Origin of the sequence: Streptomyces melanogenes, assembly GCF_014649795.1 — a bacterium.
GTDB classification, from domain to species: domain Bacteria; phylum Actinomycetota; class Actinomycetes; order Streptomycetales; family Streptomycetaceae; genus Streptomyces; species Streptomyces noboritoensis.
In genome coordinates this window covers 92511-116952 of the sequence record NZ_BMTS01000012.1, presented here as the reverse complement: position 1 = coordinate 116952, position 24442 = coordinate 92511, and the positions used below count along the sequence as shown (strand labels likewise).

Sequence of the window (24442 nt, the reverse complement as noted above, 5' to 3'; positions counted from 1 at the left end):
GGTTCGTCTGCGGGCCGGTGGTGGGTTGCTCGCGCCGTTCCCCGCGCCCCTGAGAGCGCCCCTTCGGGCCGCCCCGGGGATTGCCGCGGAGCGGCATCCAAGGGGCGCGGGGAACTGCGCGACCAGCCCACCACCGGCCCGCAGGTGACACACGAACGACCGCCGGGCGGGCTCGAAGTGAGCCTGCCCGGCGGTCGCGTGCGTACGGGGCTCACGCCACCAGCTCACCCTCCGGCTCCTGCGACCGAACGGGAGCCCCCGCGCTGGTGTTGCGCAGCAGAGCCACAGCCACCCCCGCGGTGACCACCAGCAGCACCGTCCCGCCGACCGCCGCGTACTGCAGACCGTGCACGAAGGCCTCCCGAGCCGTCGCCACCAGCGCGTGATCCGTGCTCGCGACCGCCGCGCCCAGGGTCTCGCGGGCGGCCGGCGGGGCCGAGTCGGGCATGTCGGCGCGGTAGACCGCGGTGCCGACCGACCCCAGGACCGCCATGCCGAGCGCGCCGCCGAACTCCTGCCCGGTCTCCAGGAGCGAGGCCGCCGAGCTGGCCTTCTCGGCCGGGGCCGACGCCAGGGCCATGTCGGAGACCAGCGCCATCACCATCACGATGCCGCTGGCGATCACCGCGGCGCCGGTCAGCAGGATCCAGAGGGAGTCGGTGCCGGTGAGGGCGAGGACGCCGTAGCCCGCCGAGCCGATCACGAAGCCGGCCGCGATGACCGGGGCCTTGCCGGTCCTGGCGGCGATCGCGGTCGACGTCGGCGCCGCGATGCCCACCGCGAGCGACGGGGCCAGCGACCACAGGGCCGCCTCCATCGTGCCCATGCCGAGCACCGACTGGAGGTACTGCGTGGTGAAGTACGCCGAACCCATCATCGCGAAAGCCGCGACCGCGTTGAGGGAGATCCCGGCGCCGAAGACCCGGTCGCGGAACAGCTCGCGGCTGATCATCGCGTCCTTCCGGGTGCGCTGGCGGCGGACGAAGACCCAGCCGACCGCGAGCCCCGCGAGGACGGACAGCAGCCGCGCCGTGCTGAAGCCCTCGGCGGCGAACTCCTTCAGCCCATAGACCACCGGCAGCACCGCGCCCATCGACAGCGGCACGCTCAGCAGGTCGAACTTCCCCGGCGCCGGGTCCTTGAACTCGGGGACCAGGACCGGGACCAGGACGAGCAGCAGCACCATCGCGGGCACGTTGATCAGGAAGACCGAGCCCCACCAGAAGTGCTCCAGCATCACGCCGCTCATCACCGAGCCGAGCGCGATGCCGCCCGCCATGGCGCCGGACCAGATGCCGATCGCCTGGCCGCGCTGCTTGTCGTCCCGGAACATGCTGCGGACCAGGCCCATGGTGGAGGGCATCAGGGTCGCGCCGCCGACACCGAGCAGGGCGCGGGCCGCGATGAGCATCTCGGCGCTGGTCGCGTACGCCGCCGTCACCGAGGCGAGTCCGAACGCCGCCGCGCCGATCATCAGCAGCTTGCGGCGGCCGATCCGGTCGCCCAGCGAGCCCATCGTGATGAGCAGTCCGGCGAGCGCGAACGCGTAGATGTCGAAGATCCACAGCTGCTGGGTGGCGCTCGGGTCCAGCTCGCGGGTGATGGAGGGGATCGCGAAGTAGAGGACGGAGACGTCCATCGAGACCAGGAGGAGCGGCAGCAGGAGGACGACGAAGGCGGTCCACTCCTTGCGCCCGGCGCGGAGGTTCGTGCTCGGTGAGTGCGTCATGACAGGAACTGTACGGCTGTTTAATACGGTTGTCTAGAACGAATGTATAAGACATGCGTACGGCCCCTCCGGGGGTCCGGGAGGGGCCGTACGCAAGCGAGTTGAGAGGTCTGGGCTAACCCTTCGGCTGCCAGGGCGGGGTCTGGTTCCAGCCCCACTTCGGGACCGTCGCCCCCGTCCCCTCCACCGGCGGCGGGTTCGGGCCCGAGTAGACGAGCGCCATCCGCGTGCCCCACTCGATGTAGTACGCGAACACCGCCCGGAACTCCGGGTCGTCGGGCAGCCCCACCTCGTCCGCCGCGTCCATCAGCAGCGAGATCCAGCGCCGCCGCTGCTCCTCGGTGATGCCGCGGCCCACGTGGCGCCCGGCCATGTGGTCGTGGCCGCCGTGGGCCGCGGTGTAGTCGGCGGGGCCGCCGAAGACCTCGGCCAGCCAGATCGCCACGTGGTGGGCGTGCTCGGCCGGGGCGCCCGCGAACACCGGTGCGAGCACCGGGTCCTTGTGCACGTGCCCGTAGAACACCTCGGTCAGGCGGTCGAGGGCCTCCTGGCCGCCCATCCACTCGTAGACGCTGGGGATCCCCGGAGCGTCGCTCATGCGTTTTCCTCCTCGGCGGGCCCCGACGCGCGGTCGGGACCCTGGGCGCGGACTTCCCGTACGCGCTCCAGGGAGTCGCGCAGCTCCCCGAGCCAGTCGTCGGTGTGACTCTGTACGAGCCGTACGCACCAGGCAAGGGCGTCGCTGCGACTGCGGGCCACCCCGCCGGCCACCAGGGTGTCCAGGACCTGGCGTTCGGGCTGCTTGAGGCGGGTCATGACGGGGGCCGCGACCTGCGTGAACATCGCGCGCCGGCCGCCGCACTCGGCGCCCCACGACACCTTGCGTCCGTACCGGTGCTCGGCCTCGCGGGCCACGGCGATCCGCTCGTCGCGGGTGCGCTCGCGGAACTCCTGGATGCGGCCGTCGAGGGCGGCGGCCCGCTCGGCGGGGGAGGCGTCGTCCGCGAGCTTGGGCTCGGGGACGCGCCCGACGACGGTGATCTCCTCGCGGTCGACCACCACCTCGACCAGACGCTCGTAGAGACCGTCCGGGACGCGGCCGGAGAACCAGCCGCGAAGCTGCTCGTGCTGTTCGGCTGTAATCATGTAATCAGGATTACTCGCGCGGGGGCGGGCTGCCAAGGGTGTTCGCCGTGGGCCTGAAAGGTGTAGGGGCAACGCAAGGAGCCCCCCGCTTCCGCGAGGGGCTCCTCCTGTCTGTGTGCGCCCGGCGTGCTCCGCTATCCGTTGTCCGGCGGTGTGTCCACCACGCTACTGGTGGGGTTCAGCTTCCCGCTCTCAAAGGTCCACGTGTCTGTGGCTTTACCAGAGGCGCAGCAGTTGGCATCTCCCGGACCGTAAAATGTTTCGGTCGCCACGATCTTGCCGGGCGTTATCTGCCAGATCTCCAGGAAATTGGGCGGTTCACCCAACCTCGGCTGCTGACCTACCAATGTTCCGATCAATCGGAGTGGGTGATCGGCCCCGTCGAAGACCATGACCCCCATCGCCCTTTGCCCGGCGGCGGTGGAATTGTGGTTGGCGCACAATACGGGTAGTGCCGCCTCGTCGTGATGGTCTCCTGTCAGATCGCCATAGGCGACCTTGTCCGCGGAGGCGCTCACGTCCTGCGGCATATTCTGTTCAGGGCCGTCGAAGTCCGAGGGTGCCAAGGCCAAACCGTCATGCAGGTGGATGGAGCTTGGTGAGCGGCATAGATCGCCTGGTATCTCCGCGTTGCGCCAATCCGTATGACGCAGACCGGTGGTGTCGATATCGGACTTGGTGGGGTCTGAACCGGACCCGGAACGGTACCACCCGTACAGGAGCCCGCCGACGACGAAGGAAAGTGCCCATGCCAGGGCTATGAGTAATGACCTGCGGAGTGCGGTCCGTCTCAAAATCCTCACCCCAATGGGTCGACAACCTTGGATTCCGTCATGGGGCGCGCTTTCAAGTCCTGATCGATGGAGTACTTCGGCGAGGCCGAGCCGGAGACCACCTCGAACGGCGCGTTCTGGTGGTCACCGTCACCCACCTCCAGTACACCCGACTGCTCTCCGCTCTCCCACTCCACGAGGAAATCGAAACGGCAGTAGCTCTGGTTGGTGACCGGCACGACGACCACTGCCTCAGGATCAGCTTTGGTGACGCGGTACGGGAAGCCGCTCACCCGCTGCTTTCCTTGGTCGGTTTTTCCGTCCTTGAACTTGAGTTGTTGCTGCGGGCTGTCCAGATCGACAGAGAACCTGCTCATGTTGGCATCACCGCATCCGCCCGAAGAGCGCAGACGGAGGGCTTTCGGGGCGGGCCGCACCTCGACAGGCTTCACTCTGATGCGTTTGATGACAACCGCGTCCGCGCTCTTGCCTTGAATGAGGAGGTTCACGATGGTGTAGTTCGCCGCCTTGGCCTCATAGGTCGAGTCGAAGGTGGATTGTGTCGAGTACGAGGAGTTGATCTCCCAGCGCTTCCCGAACTCCTGCTCGATGGCGGGGAGTGTCGGTGGTTTGAGATAGACCATGCCCCCGCCCCCTTCGCAAACATCCCAGGGGTCGACGAACGACGCCTTGGCGGTGAGCGGTACGTCGTCGTGGGGATCGGTCGTCGTGAAGAGATCTTTGACGAAGTCCACCGTCGCCGTGAAGGCGCCCTGAGTTTCAGCCCCGATGCCGGCGGCCAGTCCCGCGACCACGGCCGCGACTATCCAGGTCTTCGCCTGTCTGCCGGCGCTCTGCTGCGGTTCTCCGGCGTCGTCGGCGTCAGACTGCCCAGTGCTTTCTGGCGTAGTCGCGTCCGTCATTCGCGCTCTCCCCCACTCGCAGGCTGCTCAGTGTGACGCTGAGTCCGCTTCTGCGGGAGTGCTTCGACAAAGATGCTTACCACCGGCCGTGCGGCCGGACGGCGGTGGCGTCAGCCCCTCGCCGGTAGCTGGCCCCGAAAACGACCAAGGGCGTTCTCCCCAAAGAGAGAACGCCCAGGTCGCAGATGGTGCGCCGCCAGGGACTCGAACCCCGGACCCGCTGATTAAGAGTCAGCTGCTCTAACCAACTGAGCTAGCGGCGCCTGCTGACAGAGAAAATACTACCTGGTCCGAGGGGGTGCTCCTGCACTCCGTCGGATTACGGAAACGAAACTCCTAGATCGCCAGCGACAGCACCACCGGCGCCGCCCGCCGGTTCAGCGTGTCCGCCGCCGAGCGCAGCCGGTGGGCGTGCTCGATCGGCATCGAGAGGGCCAGGCAGCCGACCGCCGAGCCCGCCGTGAGCGGCACGGCCGCGCAGACCGTGCCCACCGCGTACTCCTGGAGGTCGAGGACCGGGACCGTCGCCGGCTGGCTGTCCAGCTTGCTGAAGAGGACGCGCTCGTTGGTGATGGTCCGCGAGGTGAGCCGGGCGATCTTGTGGCGCGAGAGGTGGTCGCGGCGCCCGTTCTGGTCGAGCTGGGTGAGCAGGCACTTGCCGACCGCGCTGGCGTGGGCCGCCGAGCGGAAGTCCACCCACTCGTTCACCTTCGGGGCGCGCGGGCCGTCCGCGTACTGCGTGATCTTCACTTCGCCGTCGATGTACCGGCTGATGTAGACCGCCGCGCCGACCGAGTCGCGCAGCTCGGTGAGCGTGCTCTGGAGCTTGGCCTCCAGGGCCTGCTGGCGCACCACGCCGGAGCCGAGCAGGACGGTGGAGTCGCCGATGACGTACGCCCCGTCGGCCACCTGTTCCACATAGCCCTCGCAGCGGAGCATGAGGAGGAGGGAGGCGAGGTGTGCGGTCGGCAGGCCGGTCTCTCGGGCGATCTGGACGTCGGTCACTCCGCCTGCGTGCTTGGAGATCGTCTCCAGGACGCGGAAGGCGTACTGCACCGAGTGGAACGGCGCGGTCGGCTCGGGCTTCAGCGCCACGGTTTCCCCCTAGCAGGTCGAGGCTGCGAAGGTGGACAGCTTCACCTTTCCAAGATAGCCGCCAAGGGCCCTTTCCGGTGGGGGTGTTGACGAGATTGATGATGCGCCCCGGCCCGCACGCTGGGGCGCATCCGCTTGGCATATGCCAGCGTCAGGGTCTCTGGCCGGAACGTGAGGTCAGAGCACCGCACCCAGGAACTCGCGCGTGCGTTCGTGCTCGGGTGCGGCGAAGATTTTCTCCGGCGGACCCGACTCGATGACCTTCCCGGAATCGAACATCATGACCTCGTCGGAGATGTCGCGCGCGAAGTTCATCTCGTGCGTGACGCAGAGCATGGTGATGTCCGTCGTCGTCGCGATGTCCCGCAGGACGTCCAGGACCCCGGCCACCGACTCCGGGTCCAGCGCGGACGTCACCTCGTCCAGAAGCAGCACTTGGGGCCGCATGGCAAGGGCCCGGGCGATCGCCACCCGCTGCTGCTGGCCGCCGGAGAGCTGCGCGGGCTTGGCGTCGGCGCGGTCGGCGAGGCCCACCAGGTCGAGCAGCTCCTTCGCCCGCGCCTCGGCCTCGTCGGGCGCGAGGCCGAGCACCCGCACCGGCGCCTCGGTGATGTTCCGCAGCACGCTCATGTTGGGGAACAGGTTGAACTGCTGGAAGACCATCCCGATCTTCTTCCGGGCCTGGCGGCGCTCCCTCTCGGCGGCCGGAAACAGCCGGTCCCCATTGACCTGGATCGTCCCGGAGTCGGGCGTCTCCAGGGTCATCAGCAGCCGCAGGATCGTGGTCTTGCCGGAGCCGGACGGGCCGATCAGCGTGACGTGCCGCCCCGGCCGCACCGAGAAGCACAGGTCGTCCAGGACGGTGGTGGAGCCGAACCGCTTGGTGACGTTGTCGAAGGTGATGAGGGGGCTGTCGGAGTCGGCGGGGACGGGCGTGTGCGCGGGGGAGAGATCAGCGGGCAAGGCGGCGCTCCAGGGCTCGTACGAGAAGGGAAGCCGGATAGGCGATGAGGATGAAGGCGATGCCGACGACGGTCAGCGGCTCGGTGTACTGGAAGGTCGAGGCGCCCTCCAGGCGGGACTGCTGGAGGAGTTCGAGGACGCTGATCCCGGCCAGCAGCGGGGTGTCCTTGAGCATCGAGATGACGTAGTTGCCGAGCGCCGGAACGATCCGGCGGACCGCCTGCGGCAGGATCACCGCCAGCCAGGTCCGGTGCACGGGCAGGCTGAGCGCGGTGGCCGCCTCCCACTGCCCCTTGGGCACGGCGTCGATGCCGGCCCGGTAGACCTGCGCGGTGTACGTCGAGTAGTGCAGCCCGATGGCGAGGACGCCGGTGGTCAGGGCGGAGAACTTCACGCCCCACTCGGGCAGCACGAAGAACAGGAAGAACAGCTGCACGAGCAGCGGCGTGGTGCGGATGAACTCGGTGACGGCGGTCACCGGCCAGCGCACCAGCCGGGACGGCGCGCGCAGCCCGAGCGCCCACACCAGCCCCAGCGAGAAGGAGATGAGCGAGCCGAGCGCGAGGACCTGGAGGGTGACGAGCACCCCGTCCCAGAAGCGCGGCATGAAGTCCCAGACGGCGGACCAGTCCCAGGAGGACCCCGCCGCCCCAGCCGAGTACGTCACTTGACCGTCACCCCCAGATTGGCCTTGGTGCGGCGCTCCAGCGCCTTCATGCCCCGGGTGATCCCGAAGGCGAGGACGAAGTAGACGACGAGGGTGGCGCTGTAGATCTGCGCGCTGTCCTGGGTGGCGAGCCGGACCAGGTACGCGGCGAACGACACGTCGCCGACGCCGAGTAGCGAGACCAGGGCGGTGCCCTTGAGCAGCTCGACCAGCAGGTTGCAGAACGGCGGGAGCATCTCCGGCACCGCCTGCGGCAGCAGCACCAGCCGCATCCGCTGCCACGGCGTGAGGCTCAGCGCGATGCCCGCCTCGCGCTGGGCGGGCGCGACGGCGTTCAGCGCGCCCCGGACGATCTCCGCGCCGTACGCCCCGTAGGAGAGGCCGAGCGCCAGGACGGCCGCCCACATCGGCACCAGCTGCCAGCCCACCAGCGGCGGCAGCACGAAGAACAGCCAGAACATCAGGACCAGGGCGGAGGTGCCCCGGAAGACCTCGGTGTAGAAGCCGGCCAGGAACCGCACGAACCGGGAGCGGTGGGTGCGGGCCATGCCGATCCCGAAGGCGACGGCGGCGGCCAGCGCCGCGCTGTACACGGTCAGCTGGACGGTGATCCAGATGCCCGGCAGCACCCAGTGCTGCCACAGTCCGGCCGTCATCGGCACAGCTCCTTGGCGGTGAGGGTGGTCATCTCGGCCCGGGTGAAGCCGAACGGCCGCAGGATCCGGAAGAGTTCGCCGCTGGAGCGCAGCTTGTGCAGCTCGGTGTTGAACGCGTCGCGCAGCGTGGTGTCGGTGGGCCGGAAGGCGAAGCCGCCGCCGTCGACCTTCTGCCTGCCGTCGACGACGGCGGCGAAGGGGGCGGTGGTCTCGGCGCGGCCGCTCTTGCGCACCACCGCGCGGGTGGTCAGCGCGGTCCCGGCGAACACGTCGACGCGGCCGGACTCCACCGCGTTCAGCCCGGCGACCTGGTCCTGGAGGATGACGATGTCCTTCTCCGGTATCCCGGCGGCGGCCGCGTACTGGATCTCCGCGTAGCCGGTCCCGGTGGCGAAGCGGGCGCGGGTGCGCACCACGTCCTCGTACGTGTGCAGCCCCTTGGGGTTGCCCTTGCGCACGATGAACGCGTCGAGCATCTGGTACTCGGGGTCGGCGAAGAGGACCTGCGCGCAGCGCTCCTTGTTGATGTACATCCCGGCCGAGACGACGTCGAACTGCTGGGAGTTGAGGCCGGGGATGAGCGAGGAGAAGTCGGTGGCGACGGGCTGGACGCGGTCGATGCCGAGCCGCTTGAAGATCACTTTGGCGAGTTCCGGCGCCTCCCCGGTGAACCGGCCGTCCTCGTCGACATAGCCGTACGGAACCTCTCCGGCGATCCCCAGCCGTACCGTGCCCTGCGATCTGAGGCGCCCGAGCGCGTCGCCGTCGGGCACCCGGGAGCAGCCGGCGACGGCGAGGGCCGCGCCGACGCCTGAGGCCAGAAACGTTCGTCGTGCAGTTGCTCGAACCATGGCGGCGCCGCTACCCGCGTTCGACGCCGCCATTCCTCCCGGTCAGCCCTCCAGTGCGTACGCCGCCCTCAGCACCAGGTCGTCGCGGTGCCGCGCGGCGACCAGCTGGAGGCCGATGGGCAGGCCCGCCGCGTCCGTGCCGACGGGGACCGTGAGGGCGGGCTGGCAGGTCATGTTGAAGGGGTACGTGAACGGGGTCCACCCGGTCCATCGCCGCAGGCCGGAGCCCTTGGGGAGCTCCGCGCCCGCCTCGAACGCGGTGATCGGCAGGGTCGGTGTGACCAGCAGGTCGTAGGTGTGGTGGAAGCGGGCCATGCGGTAGCCGAGGGCCGCCCTGACGTCGAGCGCGGCCAGGTAGTCGAGCGCCGTGTACCGCGCGCCCTGCTCCGCGATCTCCCGCAGGCCCGGCTCCAGGGCCGCCCGCCGCTCCGACGGGAGCCGCTCCACGATGCGCGCCGCGCCCGTGAACCACAGCGTGTGGAAGGCGGCCACCGGGTCCGCGAAGTCCGGGTCCGCCTCCTCGACGTACGCGCCGAGCCCGGTGAGCCGGGTCACCGCCGCCCGTACCGCCGCCGCGACTTCGGGGCGCACGGCCACCTGGCCGCCGAAGGACGGCGAGTACGCGATCCGCAGGCCCTTCACGCCCTCCGCCAGGCCCGGCGAGACCGGCTCGACGGGCGCGTTCGCCGACCAGTCGCGCCAGTCGGCGCCGCTGATCACGTCGAGCAGCAGCGCCGTGTCGGCCGCGTCCCGCGCCAGCGGCCCGATGTGCGCCAGCGACCCGAAGGGGCTCGGCGGGAACATCGGCACCCGCCCGTAGGTGGGCTTCAGCCCGAGGACCCCGCAGAACGCGGCGGGGATGCGCACCGAGCCGCCGCCGTCGGTGCCCAGCGAGAGCGGCGCCGCCCCGGCCGCCACCGCCGCCGCGCTGCCGCCGCTGGAGCCGCCCGCCGTGCGGGAGGGGTCGTGCGGATTGCGGGTGATCCCCGAGAGCGCCGAGTCGGTGACCCCCTTCCATCCGAACTCGGGCATCGTGGTCTTCCCCACGAACACCGCCCCGTGCTCGCGCAGCCGCGCCACGGCGGGCGCGTCCACGTCCCAGGGCCCCGGTCCCGGCGGGGCCGTGGAGCCGCGCAGGGTCGGGCCGCCGGCCACCGGGAGCGAGTCCTTGACGGACACCGGCACCCCGTCGAGCAGCCCCAGCGGCTCCCCGGCCCGTCGGCGGGCGGCGGACGCCTCGGCCTGGGCGAGCGCGGCCTCGGCGTCGACCCGGACGAACGCGTTGAGCCGGGGCTGTACGGCGGCGGTCCGCTCCAGCACCGCCCGGACCGCGTCGACCGGGGAGAAGTCGTTCCTGCCGTATCCGGCCATGAGTTGACGGGCAGTCAGATCGGCGAGTGAGGTGGGGCCTGTCGTCGGATCGGTCATGCCCGGGTTCGTACCCGCGTTTGCTGATCGACAGCGGGCGGGGCGGGCGGCGGACCTGCCGGGAATAAAACGGAGACTGCCTCCTGTTTGTGCCTTGCGTATCCGTACGGCACGAACTGGAGGAGCGGACCGGTGGACGTGGACGACATTCGAGGGACGGCGTTCGGCAGTGCGCCCGTGCCCCTGTCCGTGCTGGACCTGGTGACGGTCGGCAGCGGCTACACCGCGACCAGGGCCCTGCGCACCAGCGTGGAGATCGCGCGGCTCGCCGAGCGGCGCGGCTTCACCCGCCACTGGGTCGCCGAGCACCACTCCATGCCCGGCGTCGCCTCCTCGTCCCCGGCCGTCATCCTGGCCCACCTCGCCGCCCACACCGAGCGCATCCGGCTCGGCTCCGGCGGCGTCATGCTGCCCAACCACGCGCCGCTGGTGATCGCGGAGCAGTTCGGCACCCTGGAGGCGCTGGCTCCGGGGCGCGTCGACCTGGGCCTGGGGCGCGCGCCCGGCACCGACGGCGCGACGGCGGCGGCCCTGCGCCGCACGGACCACCTCGACGAGGGTGCGGACGAGTTCCCGCAGCAGCTGGCCGAGTTGACCAGGTTCCTGGACGACGACTTCCCCGACGGGCACCCGTACGCGAAGATCCACGCCGTCCCCGGCCCGGTGCAGGGCCCCGGCGGGCGCCCGCCGATCTGGCTGCTCGGCTCCTCCGGCTTCAGCGCCCGGCTGGCCGGGGTGCTGGGCCTGCCGTTCGCGTTCGCGCACCACTTCTCGGCCGCCAACACCGTGCCCGCGCTCGACCTCTACCGCGAGTCGTTCCGGCCGTCCGAGGTGCTCGACCAGCCGTACGCGCTGATCGGCGTCTCGGCGCTGGCCGCCGACGACGAGAAGGAGGCGCGCCGCCAGACGCTCACCAACGCCCTGTCGATGGTGCGGCTGCGCACCGGCCGCCCGGGGCTCGTGCCGACGCCGGAGGAGGCCGCCGCGTACTCCTTCAGCCCGCTGGAGCGGGAGTTCGTCGACGGCTGGCTCGCCAACGTGGTCTCCGGGACCGCCGAAGAGGTGCGCGACGGGCTCGACGCGCTCCAGAAGCGGACCGGCGCGGACGAGCTGATGCTGACCGCGAACGCGCACGGGCCCGAGGCGCGGCTGCGCTCCTACGAGCTGATCGCGGACGTGTACGGGGCGCCCACCGCGTGACCACGGGGGCGCCGCGCGGTGCTCACCGGAGCGCCCACGCGGCGATCACCGGCCGGTAAATCCTGGATTTCGCGGGGGCGGTGGTCCAACCCGTTCACCGGCCCGCCCAAGATCCATAAGCCAGCCTTAAACCGCTCGTCACCGATGGTGGCGGGCGGTTCGTGCGTCCGCTCCACCCCCCTGACAAGCGGTTTCGCACTCAAATTGGTCTAGTCCTCAATTTGGTTCAGACCATTGACGCGGCCCTGGCGTGATCGCTATCACTGCTCCAACCGCCGTTCCGCTCACCCCCGGAGGCCGACCGTGCCCGTCCGCAGACCTCTAGCCGCAGCCCTCACGACCGCGACGCTCGCCGCCGGCGCGCTGGCCGCCTTCGCGGGCCTCGGCCCGGCAGGCTCCGCCTCCGCCGCGGACGCGCAGAACGTCGCCGCGTCCACCGGTGGCGTGAAGATCGCGTACTACGACCAGTGGAGCGTGTACGGGAACGCCTTCTACCCCAAGCACCTCGACACCCGGGGCATCGCGGGCAAGCTGGACGTCATCAACTACTCGTTCGGCAACATCCACCCCACCGACCTCACCTGTTTCGAGGCCAACAAGGCGGCGGGGGACGACAACAACGCCAGTGCCGGTGACGGCGCGGGCGACTCGTACGCCGACTACCAGAAGTCCTTCAGCGCCGCCGACAGCGTGGACGGCACCGCCGACAAGTGGGACCAGCCCATCGTCGGCGTCTTCAACCAGTTCAAGGAACTGAAGGCCAAGTACCCCAAGCTGAAGATCAACATCTCGATCGGCGGCTGGAGCTACTCCAAGTACTTCTCGGACGCGGCCAAGACCGACGCGAGCCGCAAGAAGCTGGTGGCGTCCTGCATCAAGCAGTACATCCAGGGCGACCTGCCGGTCGAGGGCGGCTACGGCGGCCCCGGCTCCGCCGCCGGGATCTTCGACGGCATCGACATCGACTGGGAGTACCCGGGCTCGCCCGACGGCCACCTCGGCAACCACTACGCCGCCGAGGACAAGCAGAACTTCACGCTGCTGCTCGCCGAGTTCCGCAAGCAGCTCGATGAGTACGGGGCGGCGCACGGCGGCAAGAAGTACCTGCTGACGGCGGCGATGCCGGCCGGCCAGGACAAGATCAAGAACATCGAGACCGACAAGGTCGGGCAGTACCTCGACTACGCCAACATCATGACGTACGACATGCACGGCGCCTGGGACGGCGACGGGCCGACGTACCACCAGTCGCCGCTGTACTCGGGCGCGAACGACCCCACGGACGTCATCAAGCCGGGCACCCAGAAGTACTCGATCGCGGGCGCGGTCGACTCGTGGCTGGACGGGAACGCGGCGTACGGGATCGCTGGCGGGTTCCCGGCGAACAAGCTGACGCTGGGGTACGAGTTCTACTACCGCGGCTGGAAGGGCGTCCCGGCGGGCTCCGCGAACGGCCTCGCCCAGACCGCGACCGGTCCGTCCGGGGCGCGGCCGCTGAGCCAGCAGCCGGGGATCGCCCACTACAAGGAGCTGGGCGGGATCGTCGACAACGCGTCGACGACGTTCTGGGACGACCAGGCGAAGGCGTCCTACTTCTACAAGGACGGCGAGTTCTTCACCGGTCTGAACCAGAAGTCGATCCAGGCGCGGGCGGATTACGCGCACAGCCGGGGGCTGGCGGGCGCGATGATGTACTCGCTGCTCGGGCTCGACGACAAGACGACGCTGCTGAACCAGATCGTGACGGCGGTGGGTTCGTCGCCGTCCTCCACGCCGGACCCGACGACTCCGCCGACCACTCCGCCGACGACGCCGCCCACGACTCCGCCGACCACCCCGCCGACGTCCGGGTGCACGGCTGCGGCCTGGGACAAGGCCGGTACGTACACCGGTGGTACGCAGGTCTCCCACAAGGGCCACAACTGGAAGGCCAAGTGGTGGACGCAGGGGGAGGAGCCGGGGACGACCGGGGAGTGGGGCGTGTGGCAGGACCTGGGCGCGTGCTGAATTGAGCCCCCTTGGGGGGAAAGCCGCCTCACCCCGTGCCGGGGGTGGGGCGGTTTTCCTTTCCCCACCCCGCCCGTTCCCTTAAGCCCTCTGGCGGGCGGCCGGGTCGCTTCGTCCGCGGACCGTGGATGGCTGGTCGCGCAGTTCCCCGCGCCCCTAAGGATGCCGCTCCGCGGCAATCCCCTGGGCGCCCCGCAGGGGCGCTTCCAGGGGCGCGGGGAACTGCGCGACCAGCCCCCCACTCAGCCGCAGACGAACCCCGGATCCCCCAGCATCGTTCCGATCAGTTCGGGGTGTACCGCTCGCGAGTACAGCCAGCCCTGGCCCGTGTCGCAGCCGATGCGGCGTAGGCGGCCCGCCTGGTGGGACGTCTCGACGCACTCGGCCGTCACCTTCAGGCCCAGGCGGTGGGCCAGCTGGACCATCGCCTCGACGATCGTCTCGTCGGCGGGGTTGGGGTGCGTGCCGCCCTCGTCGTACTGGAAGCCGCGGACGAAGGAGCCGTCGAGCTTCAGGACGGAGACCGGGAGGCGGGAGAGGTACGCGAGGTTGGAGTAACCCGTGCCGAAGTCGTCGATCGCGATCCGTACGCCCATGTCGGACAGCGCCTGGAGGGCCTGGAGGGGGCGGCCCGCCGAGCCCATCACGGCGGACTCGGTGAGCTCCAGCTGCAGCAGGTGCGGCGCCAGGCCCGTCTCGGCCAGGATCTCCGCCACGTCCGCGACCAGGTCGGAGTCCCAGACCTGGCGCACGGCCACGTTCACGCTCACGAAGATCGGCGGCACCCCGGGATGCTCGATCTGCCAGCGGCGCGCCTGTTGGCAGGCCGTCCGCAGCACCCAGCGGCCGAGCTGGACGATCGAGCCGTCCTCTTCCGCAATTCCGATGAACCGATTCGGCGCAAGTGTGCCGAACTGCGGATGGTTCCATCGGACAAGCGCCTCGACGCCCTCCACGACCCCGTCCGCCATGTCCACCAGCGGCTGGTACTCCAGCCCGAACTCGCCGCGCTCCACGGCCGGCCGCAGCGTCGAGGAGAGCGCCTGACGGGTCATCCGGTGCGCGTTGCGCTCCGGGTCGAAGAGCGTCCAGCGGGCCTTCCCGTCGGCCTTGGCCCAGTACAGGGTCGTGTCGGCGTCCTGCATCAGACCCGTCGCCGTCGTCCCGGCGACCGCCCGCTCCACCACGCCGATCGACGCCGAGACCGACAGCCGCTGCCCGGCGAGGTCGAACGGCTGCTGGAGCACGGCCAGTACGGACTGCGCCAGGTCCGCCAGCTGCTCGGTCCCCGTCGAGTCCTCGACCAGGACCGCGAACTCGTCGCCGCCCAGGCGCGCCACCAGGTGCCCGCCGCTGCGGGCGTAGCCGCACTGGTCGGCGCAGTGCGTGAGGCGGGCCGCGACCGCCGACAGGAGCCGGTCGCCGATGCGGTGGCCCAGGGTGTCGTTGACGGCCTTGAAGCCGTCGAGGTCGAGGTAGCAGATCCCGATCCGGCCGGTGCCCCCGCGCCCGTACGTGGAGGCCTCCATGGCGCCCGCGAGCCGCTCGAAGAACAGCGTGCGGTTGGGCAGCCGGGTCACCGGGTCGTGCATCTGGAGGTGGCGCAGCCGCGCCTGGAGCTCGCGGCGGTCGCTGATGTCGGTGATGGAGAGCAGCGCGCCGGGGCTGTCGCGCACCGGCGAGACGGTGACCTCGGCCCACAGCGAGTGCCCGTCGGGGTGCTTGAGGCGCCGGGTGCAGCGGAACCGGGAGCGGCTGCCGCCCAGCACCTCCTGGTAGATGTGCCAGGTGCGGGCGTCGGCGGCGAGGTCCACGAGATCGGCGGCGGCCTGCCCGCACAGCGCGGCGGGCTCGGAGCCGAGCAGTTCGGCCAGCGCGGTGTTGACGGCGGTCACCGTGCCGTCCCGGTCGACGACGGCCATCGCCAGATGGGCCGCCTCGAAGGCCGCGCGGTAGTCGCGCGGCTCGGCCGTGGTGCGCCCGACCGCGTGACGTTCGGGCGGTAGGCCGACGGGCCGCTCGGGCCCCTTCGGATGACGCTCTGTGACCGGCGGCCGCATGGTCCCGGGGGCTGCTCCCGGTCCTTCGGGGGTTCCGCTCACCGCTCGCTCCCGCTGTGCATTCGAGTCGTACAGAGATGTGGTCGGGGCCGTCGGACGGGTGGACGACAGCCGCCCGGGGCTGAATCCACGCAGGAAAGTGTGCCGATCATAGAGGCAGGCGCAACGGCCGATCCAGCTCCACGACCGTGATCATGCGCACCGGAGGGCCGAGGCCGATCGTTTCTGCACGCGCCTGGCCAGCGGCGATCCTCGTGTGACCGATTGTGACTTTCTGTAAGGCGTCGGGGTGTCGGGCTGGTGTCGGGCCCCTCACCCACCTGGGGCAGCGGAACAGGGCGTAATCCCACAAACCACCACAAGGTGGGTGAGGTGTCCCGCATTCCGCACCCGGAGGTCGACGTGGATCGTCAGCTGACACCCGGGGGAGTGGAGCGTGCCCGGCTGCGCAGTGCCGCCGCCGCGCTCACCTCCCTGACGGCGGTCGCCGCCACCACCCTCGTGGCGGGCCCCGCCGTGGCCGCCCGATCCGCGATCCCCTGCGCCCTGCCCCGTACCGCCGCACACCACTCGCTCGGAGTGGACACCTGGAACACCGCCTATCCGCGCCCGGTGCGCACGCTCAACGCGGTGATGGTCTTCCTCTCCTTCCCGGACTCGGCGCCGGTCTCCGCCCCCAAGGACCTGGCCGCCGACTATTTCCCCGCGACCAGCGACTTCTTCGCCCGTGCCTCGTACGGGAAGTTCCGCCTCAAGGCGCATCCGCAGCCGGACTGGGTGCGGATGCCGAAGCCGTCCACCGCGTACCGGATACAGCGCGACTGGGACGCCGACCGGCGCACCGAGTACCTGCGCGACGCCGTCACGGCGGCCGATCCGACGGTGGACTTCTCCGCGTACGACATCGTCTACCTGGTCGCGGACCCGTACGCGCCGGGCGTCGACTCGGACGCCACGAAGGTCGTCAACTTCGACCGTCCGCTGCGGGTCGACGGGACGGACCTGAAGCGGGTCGTCACGGTCTTCGAGCAGCACCCGCCGGACCGCAACGTGCTGGCCCACGAGACCGGGCACGTCTTCGACCTGCCGGACCTCTACCACCGCCCGATGGACGGCAAGGGCGACTGGGACACGTACGTCGGGGACTGGGACGTGATGGGCAGCCAGTTCGGGATGGCGCCGGACCTGTTCGGCTGGCAGAAGTGGAAGCTGGGGTGGCTGGACCGGCGCCAGGTGGCGTGCGTGGCGACGCGCGGGTCCACCCGGCTGACCCTGGCGCCGCTCTCGGAGTCGCCCGTACGGGTGGGTCCGGGCGGGGTCCGGCTCGCGGTCGTGCGGACCTCGGAGGACAGCGCGGTCGCGATCGAGGCGCGGGACTCGGCGGGCAACGACCGGACGACCTGTACGGCGGGCCTGCTGATCTACCGGGTCCGCAGCGAGTCGGCGTCGGGGACCGGCCCTGTCGAGGTCCTCGACACGCACCCGGACTCGGGGGCGTGCTGGGAGCACTCGGTCTACCCGGCGCTGGCGGACGCGCCGCTGAACGTGGGTGAGACGTTCACCGTGCCGGGGGACGGGATCCGGATCGAGGCGACGGGGCGGACGCGGTCGGGGGGGTGGACGGTGCGGGTCACGCCGTAGGCGTGGCGCTTGTGGTGTTCGTGCCGTCCGCTCCTGGACACGAAAAGGCCCCCCGCTTGCGCGAGGGGCCTTTTCCGTCTGTGCGCCGCCAGGGACTCGAACCCCGGACCCGCTGATTAAGAGTCAGCTGCTCTAACCAACTGAGCTAGCGGCGCCTGCTGACGTCGTAGACCTTAGCATCCTGATCGGCGGGAGGAAAAATCGATAAGCGCCGGTCGGCCGGGGTGGGTGTCCCGGGCGGCCCGGACGCAGGCCCAGAGCAGTACGTCGGGGCCCGGGAGCCAGGGGTGCCGGGTGTCCGGGGCGACCAGCCAGCGGGCGGCGCCGGGGTGCTCGGGGCGCGCCAGGCCCGGCACGGTGACCGCGTCGCCGGTGCCGTGGCAGAGCGGCGGCGGCACCTCGGCCCACTCCTCCCAGCCGAGCAGGGCGGGCAGCCGGTGGGCGGTGCCGGGGGCGGCGAAGAGCAGCATCCGGCCCCGGTGCAGGGCGACGGGCCCGGAGCCGGCTCCCGTGCCCCACAGCAGGTCGAGCATCCGGCGCCCGAAGACGGCGGGCACGTTGACCACGTCGAAGGCCGCGCCGCACGGGAGGACGGCGGGGGCGCCGGGCCGGTCCTCCCACAGGGCGAGGGTGCTGCGCGGATACGGCGCGGCGGAGGCCAGCCAGGCGGCGCCGTCGGGGGTCACGTCGCCGACGCCGTCGACACCGTCGGGGTCGAGGGGGAGCAGGGCCTCGTCGCGCTGCAATGTGCTCATACGCACCAGATTTACGGCCCCGGCCGCGCCCGTCCGGCCGGATTACCGGAAACCGGGACAGGGTGGGGCGGTGAGGTGTATCTTGCGCGGCCGCTGGCATATGTGCCCGGACTTTGTCTGCGGCTGGGTGGCGGGCTGGTCGCGCGCCCCTTATCGGGCCGGTGTTCGTCTGCGGGCCGTCCCCAACTGGTCGCGCAGTTCCCCGCGCCCCTAAAAGCCTGTGGCTGAGCTGGATTCTCCGGCTGCGGCGGACTACCTAGGGGCGCGGAAAACTGCGCGACCAGCCACCCACTCAGCCGCAGACGAAGACCGGGCATCGCTCAGTGCGAATCCGCCCCCCGGGCCAGATCCCGACCGAACTCCACCATCTTCTTCGCGTAGTCCTCGGTCCACTGCGCCCGCCCCGCGATGTCCGCCGCCGTGAGGCGGTCGAAGCGGCGCGGGTCGGCCAGCTGGGCCGCCGCGATCGCCTGGAACTCCACCGCCCGGTCCGCCGCCGCGCGGAACGCCAGCGCCAGCTCCGTGGAGCGCGACAGCAGCTCCCGGGGGTCCTCGATCGACTCCAGGTCGAAGAAGTGCTCCGGATCGGCGGCGGCCTCGGCCGGCTCGAACAGCAACGGCGCCGGCCTCAGCCGCTGCTCTTTCCGCTCGGGCTCCGCCATCGGGGTCTCCTCCTGCCGCAGTTCAACGGCCCGGAGTCCGCCCCGGGCCACCCTCCATTGTCGCGCTCCCCGCAAGGGGGCCTCGCCCAACCCCGAGCGCCCCCCACCGCGCCCCTACGGCCGCCACACCACCCGGTGCTCCCCCAGATGCGTCAGCACCGCGTGGTTCGCCTCCCAGCCGTCCGGGAACTTCACCGTCACGCCCAGTTGGACCGGCTCGGTCGAGGGGTGTTCGTCGAGCAGGTCCGTGACGCCCGCGCGGCACACCACGATGCAGGCGTGCCGGTGCCGGGAGGCCAGGACGCACAGGCGGCCCGTCTCCAGGTGGAACGCCGTCGCGTCCGGGCGCCCCGACAGCGGGTGCAGGACCACCGTCACGTCGAACTCGCGGCCCTGGAGCCGGTTCGCCGTGTCCACCGCGACCCCCGTCACCCCCAGCTCCGAGAGCGCCGCCCGCACCGCCGCCGCCTGGTCGCGGTGGGCCGTGCCGACCGCTATCCGCGCGGCCGTCAGCGGCACCGGATCGGGGGAGCGCTCGCTGGTCGCCGCGCCGCCCCGGTCGAGGAGCCTGCGGACGACCTGGGCCACCGCCCGTACCGCTTCCGGGTCGGTGCGCGGGGTGTGCCGGGCTGGCAGCTCAAGGAGGGCCCAGCCCGCCTCGGCCGCCTCGTCGAGCGCCCCGTCCGGCGCCGAGCCGTCGGACGGGACGCCGAAGGAGAGCCGCCGGTCGCCGTGGTCCGTACCGCTGCGGAACGGGGTGTACGGGTAGAACGCGTCCGAGACCAGCGGCGCCGCCGACGCGGGCAGCCGCCAGGAGACCGGCAGCCGGTGCTGCGGCAGCTCGGGGTTGTGCGCGAGCAGCGTCGTCACCGCGCTCGCCGACGGGTCGTAGGACAGCCCCGCCCACTGCCCGGAGTCGGCGATCGCGAACGGGTCCAACTGGCCCGGGTCGCCCACGAACAGCGCCCGCTCGAACAGCCCGGCCACGGCGAGCAGCGCGTCCGAGCGCATCTGGTACGCCTCGTCCACGATCGCGTGCCCCCACGGCTCGACGTCCTTGACGTGCGCCCACTTCGCGGCCGTCGAGAGCACCACGTCCAGGCCCGCCAGATCACCGGCCTTCGACGACTTCCGTACGTTCGGGAGGTCGTCCAGGGACTTGTCGTACGGGTCGGCGTCGCTGCTGTGGAGGCGGCCCACCGGCAGGTCGGGCTCCTTCTCCGCGAGCCGGACGACAAGGTCGTCGACCTGGGCGTTGGTCTGCGCCACCACCATCAACGGGCGCCCCGCCGCGGCAAGTTCGAGCGCCGCGCGCACCACCAGCGTCGACTTCCCGGCGCCCGGCGGTGAGTCCACGACGACGCCCCGGGCCTGCCCGTGGAGGGTGTCGTGCAGGATCCGCCCGGTGGCCTCGGCCGCCGCCGCACCCGGGTCGAAGCCGCGCTCGGCGACGGTCACAGCAGGTCCTCCGGGGTGAGGGGGTCGGGGTGTTCCGCGTCCGTGCCCGGCGGGCCGCCGTGGGTCCACGGGGTGGCCTCCGGGTCGGGCAGCCTGGGCCCGCCGCGCTGGTCGTGCTCGAAGAGCGTCCAGCACACCCGGTCGCCCTTCTCCGGCACCGAGCCGGGCGCCGGGTCCTTGCTCCGGCCCATCTTGTCGAGCAGCCGCAGCACGAGCGCGCCGTCCGCCTGGTACCCCACGAACTCCGCCGACTGGGGCTTGCCGTCCAGCGAGCGGAACACCTTGGCCCGCTCGGCCAGGTGCGGCGCGTCGTCGGTGCGGACGGTGACCAGCGGGCGCGGGCTCGGCCGCTTCGACTCCGACCAGGCCATCACCACGTCGACGACCTCGCCCGCGAACGCCTCCCCGGCGAGCCGCCGCCCCGCCATCACCAGCGGGTCGTCCAGCGCCTCCTGCGCCTCCAGCTGGGCCTGCGCGGTCTCGCGCGAGGCGAGCTTGGCGGCCGCCGTCACCGCGTCGTCGCGGCGCGGCTGCGGAGGCTCACCGGCCCGCACCCGGTCCCGGTGCGCGGTGAACGACCAGCGGTCGCGGGTCCAGCGGTCCGCCGTGCGCGGCGCCCCTGGCAGCTCCCGCAGCAGGTCCAGGGACTGCCACACCGCCTCCCAGGTGGGCCGCAGCTGCTCCCCGACCAGCCGGCGGATCTCCTGCTCGGCCCGGGTCAGGTCGCCCAGGCGCGCGTCGGCCGCCTCGCCGTCCTGCGCCGCGTACAGCGCCTGGCGGGCGCGGTCGTAGCGGTCGATCGCCGGGGCGAGCAGCTTGTTGTCGAAGGCCGGGTCGGTGGCGGGGCCCGCGGGCGGGCACAGCAGCTGGCCGTCCCCGTCCCGGGCGAGCTCGGCCCGCAGGGCCGCCTCGGCGCCGCTCGCGCCCTCGGGCGGGTCGATCCAGGCGAGCAGCGCCCCCAGGTGCTGGTCCTCCAGGCTGGACTGGCCGGTCGCCCAGTGCCTGCCCAGCAGGTCGGTTGCGGCGAGCAGCAGCGCGGAGCCGGGGACGCGGGCGCGCTCCCCGTAGTGCGTCAGCCAGCGGCCGAGCAGCGGGACGCGCGGCGGCGCGGGGTGCGGGGTGTCCGGGTCCTGCTCGGCGGTCCGGCGAAAGCGCATGGACCGGCCCAGCAGCCGGACGAAGTCGATCGCGGCCCGGCCCGGCACCACGATCTGCGGCGCGTCGGCGCACAGCTCGACCTCGACCTTGACCTTCTTGCCGGTCTCCGGGTCGGTCTCGTTGCGCTCGGCGGCCTCCACCTCGTCCGCGTACGCGTCCAGGTGCGGCAGGACCGCGTCGGCCAGCTCGGCGAGGAAGGCGAACCGCAGCTCGCGGTCGCGCGGCTGCGGCACGACGAGCAGCCGGGGCGCCTCGCGGTCGGTGCCGACGAGCGCACCGAGCGGCGCGCCCGCCTCTCCGGAGGTGGTCAGCGGGACGAGGACGAGCGGGCGCTCGGACAGGTGCCGGTGGCGGACGGTGGCCAGCGGTGCGGCCCGCCCGGTCTCGACGGCCTCAAGGCGGGCCAGGGTGGCGATCAGCGACATACGGCGCCTCCCGCGGCCGCGCCTTCCAGCGCCTCGGCCCGCAGGGCGGCCGCCCTGCGCAGCGCCGCCACCGCCGGGTCCGACGGGTCGCCCGCACGGCCGCGCGCGGCGTCCAGGACCGCGCCGACGCTCGTCAGCCCGCCCAGCCCGCCCAGCCCGCCCAGCCCGCCCAGCCCGCCCAGCTCGGCCCGCAGGCCCCGGCCGAGCGCCGTCACCGCGTCCACCGCGCGGGCCCGGTCGCGGCAGTGGAAGGCCAGCTCGCAGGCGGCCAGGCACTCCGGTGCGTACGCCGCCGGGACCGACTCGACGGTCTCGGTCAGCTCGGGGGCGGGCCGGTCGAGCGCGAAGCTGGCACCGGGCGCCAGGGCGTCGGCGATCTCCTCGATCCGGGTGAGCCGGGCCAGCTGGCGCCGGGTCACCGACAGCTGTTTGCGGACGTCGACGAGCGAGGCGGTCGGCAGGTTGGAGAAGTCCTTGGGGCAGACCAGGAGCACCGAGTGCGCGACGCGGTCGGCGGGGCCGGGGGTGTCGCCCAGCAGGCCCGCCACCCGCTCGAGGGCCAGCACGTACACCGCCGCCTGGCGGGCCGCCGCGCCGACCTTGGACGGGTCGGCGGCCGCGTCGATCATAGGGAAGGACTTGATCTCGACGACCGTCCAGCGGCCGTCGGGGGCGACCACCACCGCGTCCGGCTCCAGATAGGCGGGCGAGCCCGCCACCTCCAGGGCCAGCATCGGGTGGTCCAGGAGCGTCCAGCCGCCCGCAGCCGTCGCCTCCCGCAGGGCCAGCGCGGTCCTCGCGGCCCGGCCCTCGGGACCGGCGGCGGCCAGGTCGGGCACGGCCGCGTCCTTCGGGGCCTCGCCGCCGGTGTGCTCGTGCAGCAGCCGCAGCAGTTCCGTACCGCCGTCGGACTTCACCCGGGACTCGAACGTGTTGCCGCGCGCGATGGCGAACTGGGACTGGCCGAACGCCGCCGACGGGGAGCCCAGCGCCTCGGCGAGCGCGCCCTTGTCGACGCCCGCCCCGTCGAGCAGCGCGCGCCGGCGGCAGCCCGGGTTGGCGGCCAGGGCCGCCAGCGCCCGGGCGTCCAGCGGGCGCGGCACCGCGGTGGGTCCGCGCAGCTCAGCGAGCCGCTGACGGATGGCTGTCGTCCGCTCCCGCGGTGGAGTCGTCGGACGCGCGCTGCCCTGGGATTCGCTCACCCGTGGAAGTCTTGCATCCGGCACTGACAATCGGGGCCCGTGCGCCGAACGTGCCGGGTGCGACCCGGGCGCGTACCGCGTCCGCGAGCCGCATCGCGGGCCGCGAAAGCAGCAGGCCGAGCCCCATCACGGCCGCCCCGGCGACCGCGTCGAGCAGATAGTGGTTGGCGGTGCCCATCACCACGAACGTGATGGTCAGCGGGTACGCGACGCCCAGGACCCGGGTCCAGCGGCGGCCGCCGAACCGCCACAGCATCACGCCGCACCACAGCGCCCAGCCCACGTGCAGGCTCGGCATCGCCGCGTACTGGTTGGTCATGCCGCCCATGCCGCGCGGCGCGCTGGCGTCGCCGCCCCACCAGCCGTACGAGCTGTACTGCGCCATCGTGTCGACGAACCCGTGCGAGGCATCCAGCAGGCGCGGCGGGCAGGTCGGCAGCAGCGAGAAGCCGACCAGCCCCATCAGGGTGGAGAGCATCAGCCAGGTGCGGGCGGCGCGGTACTGCACCGGGCGCCGCCGGAACAGCCACACCAGGATCGCGGGCGTCACCAGGTAGTGCAGCGACGCGTAGGCGAAGTCGGCGGGTATGCCGAGCGACGGGGTGCGGGTGAAGAGCCGGTTGAGCGGGTGCTCGGCGTTGATGTGCAGGTACTTCTCTATGCGCAGGATCGCCAGGCCGTGATCCACTGCCTGCGACTCGCTGCCGCTCACCAGGAGGCGGCCCGCCGAATAGGCGGCATAGACGATGGCGATGAGCGGCAGCTCGGTCCACCAGCGGGGCCGAGGCGCGGGGTGCTGCATCTCCGGACCCTCTCCATCTCGTCTTCAGGGCCCCTTCGGGCCCCGTTCAGGTGTTCAACCGTACGGGGGTCGTGAGCGCGCATTCGCACCCACCCCCGAAGGACGCGGAGGAGGGCCGGAAGGGTGCGCGATGATGGAGGTGAACCTCCGCCGAACTTCGGCGTACTGCACGCGCACCAGGGAGTGACCTGACATGCCAGCCGCCGAACCGCGCATCCTGCTCGCCCGGCACGGGCAGACCGAGTGGTCGCTCCTGGGCAAGCACACCGGCCGTACCGACATCCCGCTGCTCGAAGAGGGCCGCCGGGGCGCGAAGCTGCTCGGCGAGCGGCTGCACCGGGCGCCCTGGGACGGCCTGGCGGACGTCGAGGTCCGCACCAGCCCGCTGGTACGCGCGCGTGAGACGTGCGACCTGGCCGGGTTCGGCGAGCGGGCGACCGACTGGGACGCGCTGATGGAGTTCGACTACGGGGCGTACGAGGGGCTCACCCCGGCCGAGATCAAGGCGGGGCGGCCCGACTGGTTCATCTGGCGCGACGGGGTCGAGGGCGGCGAGACGCTGGCGCAGGTGTCGGCACGGGCGGACGAGGTCGTGGAGTGGGCACGGTCCGCCTCGCGGGACGTGCTGGTCTTTGCGCACGGGCACATCCTGCGGTCGATCGCGGCGCGCTGGCTCGGCGAGCCGATCGGCTTCGCGGCCCGGATCAAGCTCGATCCGACGTCGCTGTCGGTGCTGGGGTGGGCGTACGGGGCGCCGGCGGTGGAGCGGTGGAACGACACGGGCCACTTGGAGGTGTAAGCCCCCTTCACCGGGGCTTCGCCCCGGACCCCGCGTTCGTCT

At 71.9% G+C, this 24442-nt stretch carries 21 protein-coding genes, 2 tRNA genes and 1 pseudogene; 4 read left to right on the top strand and 20 right to left on the bottom strand.

What is annotated here, in order from left to right:
* Nucleotides 1-211: 211 nt before the first annotated feature.
* The 12 genes from IE252_RS25275 to IE252_RS25220 form a co-directional block, all read right to left on the bottom strand.
* Nucleotides 212-1729 carry an MFS transporter gene (locus tag IE252_RS25275; RefSeq protein WP_190091770.1) on the bottom strand — a complete coding sequence of 506 codons (1518 nt, stop codon included), beginning with the start codon at nt 1727-1729 and terminating at the stop codon, nt 212-214.
* Between the two features lie 115 nt (nt 1730-1844).
* The gene (locus tag IE252_RS25270) at nt 1845-2327 is read right to left on the bottom strand and encodes a group II truncated hemoglobin (protein WP_190091769.1); all 483 of its coding nucleotides are present in this window, start codon (nt 2325-2327) and stop codon (nt 1845-1847) included.
* A complete protein-coding gene (gene abmR / locus IE252_RS25265; RefSeq protein ID WP_190091768.1) occupies nt 2324-2875 on the bottom strand; it encodes an ATP-binding transcription factor AbmR in 552 nt (183 codons plus the stop codon). Before abmR ends, IE252_RS25270 begins: the two co-directional genes overlap by 4 nt.
* Before the next feature lie 134 nt (nt 2876-3009).
* Nucleotides 3010-3441: a hypothetical protein gene (locus IE252_RS25260; protein WP_190091767.1), complete on the bottom strand. Its 432-nt coding sequence runs from the start codon at nt 3439-3441 to the stop codon at nt 3010-3012.
* 233 nt (nt 3442-3674) lie between these two features.
* Nucleotides 3675-4571 carry a hypothetical protein gene (locus IE252_RS25255; RefSeq protein ID WP_190091766.1) on the bottom strand — a complete coding sequence of 299 codons (897 nt, stop codon included), beginning with the start codon at nt 4569-4571 and terminating at the stop codon, nt 3675-3677.
* A gap of 186 nt (nt 4572-4757) precedes the next feature.
* Nucleotides 4758-4834, bottom strand: a tRNA-Lys gene (locus IE252_RS25250).
* Nucleotides 4835-4907: 73 nt separating this feature from the next.
* Entirely contained in the window at nt 4908-5666 is a 759-nt protein-coding gene (locus IE252_RS25245; RefSeq protein WP_190091765.1) for an IclR family transcriptional regulator, read from the bottom strand.
* 177 nt (nt 5667-5843) lie between these two features.
* The gene (ehuA, locus tag IE252_RS25240) at nt 5844-6629 is read right to left on the bottom strand and encodes an ectoine/hydroxyectoine ABC transporter ATP-binding protein EhuA (RefSeq protein ID WP_190091764.1); all 786 of its coding nucleotides are present in this window, start codon (nt 6627-6629) and stop codon (nt 5844-5846) included.
* Nucleotides 6619-7236 carry an ectoine/hydroxyectoine ABC transporter permease subunit EhuD gene (gene ehuD, locus IE252_RS25235; RefSeq protein WP_067161058.1) on the bottom strand — a complete coding sequence of 206 codons (618 nt, stop codon included), beginning with the start codon at nt 7234-7236 and terminating at the stop codon, nt 6619-6621. The genes ehuA and ehuD overlap by 11 nt, the downstream gene beginning before the upstream one ends.
* A gap of 56 nt (nt 7237-7292) precedes the next feature.
* On the bottom strand, nt 7293-7952 hold the full coding sequence (gene ehuC / locus IE252_RS25230) for an ectoine/hydroxyectoine ABC transporter permease subunit EhuC (protein WP_190091763.1): 660 nt from the start codon (nt 7950-7952) through the stop codon (nt 7293-7295).
* On the bottom strand, nt 7949-8803 hold the full coding sequence (gene ehuB / locus IE252_RS25225; protein ID WP_190091762.1) for an ectoine/hydroxyectoine ABC transporter substrate-binding protein EhuB: 855 nt from the start codon (nt 8801-8803) through the stop codon (nt 7949-7951). Before ehuB ends, ehuC begins: the two co-directional genes overlap by 4 nt.
* Before the next feature lie 42 nt (nt 8804-8845).
* Nucleotides 8846-10231, bottom strand: a complete 1386-nt coding sequence (locus IE252_RS25220; RefSeq protein WP_190091761.1) for an amidase — start codon at nt 10229-10231, stop codon at nt 8846-8848.
* A gap of 87 nt (nt 10232-10318) precedes the next feature.
* On the opposite strand from IE252_RS25220, the gene IE252_RS25215 reads away from it, so the two are divergent.
* Both IE252_RS25215 and IE252_RS25210 read left to right on the top strand, forming a co-directional pair.
* The gene (locus IE252_RS25215) at nt 10319-11431 is read left to right on the top strand and encodes an LLM class flavin-dependent oxidoreductase (protein ID WP_190091760.1); all 1113 of its coding nucleotides are present in this window, start codon (nt 10319-10321) and stop codon (nt 11429-11431) included.
* A gap of 303 nt (nt 11432-11734) precedes the next feature.
* The gene (locus IE252_RS25210; protein WP_190091759.1) at nt 11735-13438 is read left to right on the top strand and encodes a glycosyl hydrolase family 18 protein; all 1704 of its coding nucleotides are present in this window, start codon (nt 11735-11737) and stop codon (nt 13436-13438) included.
* A 242-nt stretch (nt 13439-13680) separates the two neighbouring features.
* Here IE252_RS25210 and IE252_RS25205 read toward each other — a convergent pair whose 3' ends face one another.
* Nucleotides 13681-15540 carry a putative bifunctional diguanylate cyclase/phosphodiesterase gene (locus IE252_RS25205; protein ID WP_373298611.1) on the bottom strand — a complete coding sequence of 620 codons (1860 nt, stop codon included), beginning with the start codon at nt 15538-15540 and terminating at the stop codon, nt 13681-13683.
* A gap of 330 nt (nt 15541-15870) precedes the next feature.
* Here IE252_RS25205 and IE252_RS25200 point away from each other — a divergent pair, with 330 nt between their 5' ends.
* A complete protein-coding gene (locus tag IE252_RS25200) occupies nt 15871-17139 on the top strand; it encodes a M6 family metalloprotease domain-containing protein (RefSeq protein ID WP_373298610.1) in 1269 nt (422 codons plus the stop codon).
* A gap of 81 nt (nt 17140-17220) precedes the next feature.
* On the opposite strand, the gene IE252_RS25195 is transcribed toward IE252_RS25200, so the two are convergent.
* The 7 genes and pseudogenes from IE252_RS25195 to IE252_RS25165 form a co-directional block, all read right to left on the bottom strand.
* A tRNA-Lys gene (locus IE252_RS25195) sits at nt 17221-17294 on the bottom strand.
* Nucleotides 17285-17894: pseudogene (locus IE252_RS25190) on the bottom strand (bifunctional DNA primase/polymerase). Before IE252_RS25190 ends, IE252_RS25195 begins: the two are co-directional and overlap by 10 nt.
* A 320-nt stretch (nt 17895-18214) precedes the next feature.
* On the bottom strand, nt 18215-18556 hold the full coding sequence (locus IE252_RS25185) for a DUF8844 domain-containing protein (RefSeq protein ID WP_190091758.1): 342 nt from the start codon (nt 18554-18556) through the stop codon (nt 18215-18217).
* A 114-nt stretch (nt 18557-18670) separates the two neighbouring features.
* Nucleotides 18671-20014, bottom strand: a complete 1344-nt coding sequence (locus IE252_RS25180) for an AAA domain-containing protein (protein ID WP_190091757.1) — start codon at nt 20012-20014, stop codon at nt 18671-18673.
* A complete protein-coding gene (locus tag IE252_RS25175) occupies nt 20011-21597 on the bottom strand; it encodes a hypothetical protein (protein ID WP_190091756.1) in 1587 nt (528 codons plus the stop codon). Before IE252_RS25175 ends, IE252_RS25180 begins: the two co-directional genes overlap by 4 nt.
* Nucleotides 21588-22823, bottom strand: a complete 1236-nt coding sequence (locus IE252_RS25170) for a hypothetical protein (protein ID WP_373298609.1) — start codon at nt 22821-22823, stop codon at nt 21588-21590. The genes IE252_RS25175 and IE252_RS25170 overlap by 10 nt, the downstream gene beginning before the upstream one ends.
* A complete protein-coding gene (locus IE252_RS25165; RefSeq protein ID WP_190091754.1) occupies nt 22720-23601 on the bottom strand; it encodes a phosphatase PAP2 family protein in 882 nt (293 codons plus the stop codon). Before IE252_RS25165 ends, IE252_RS25170 begins: the two co-directional genes overlap by 104 nt.
* A gap of 193 nt (nt 23602-23794) precedes the next feature.
* On the opposite strand from IE252_RS25165, the gene IE252_RS25160 reads away from it, so the two are divergent.
* Nucleotides 23795-24400: a histidine phosphatase family protein gene (locus IE252_RS25160; protein WP_190091753.1), complete on the top strand. Its 606-nt coding sequence runs from the start codon at nt 23795-23797 to the stop codon at nt 24398-24400.
* The last annotated feature ends 42 nt before the right edge of the window (nt 24401-24442 follow it).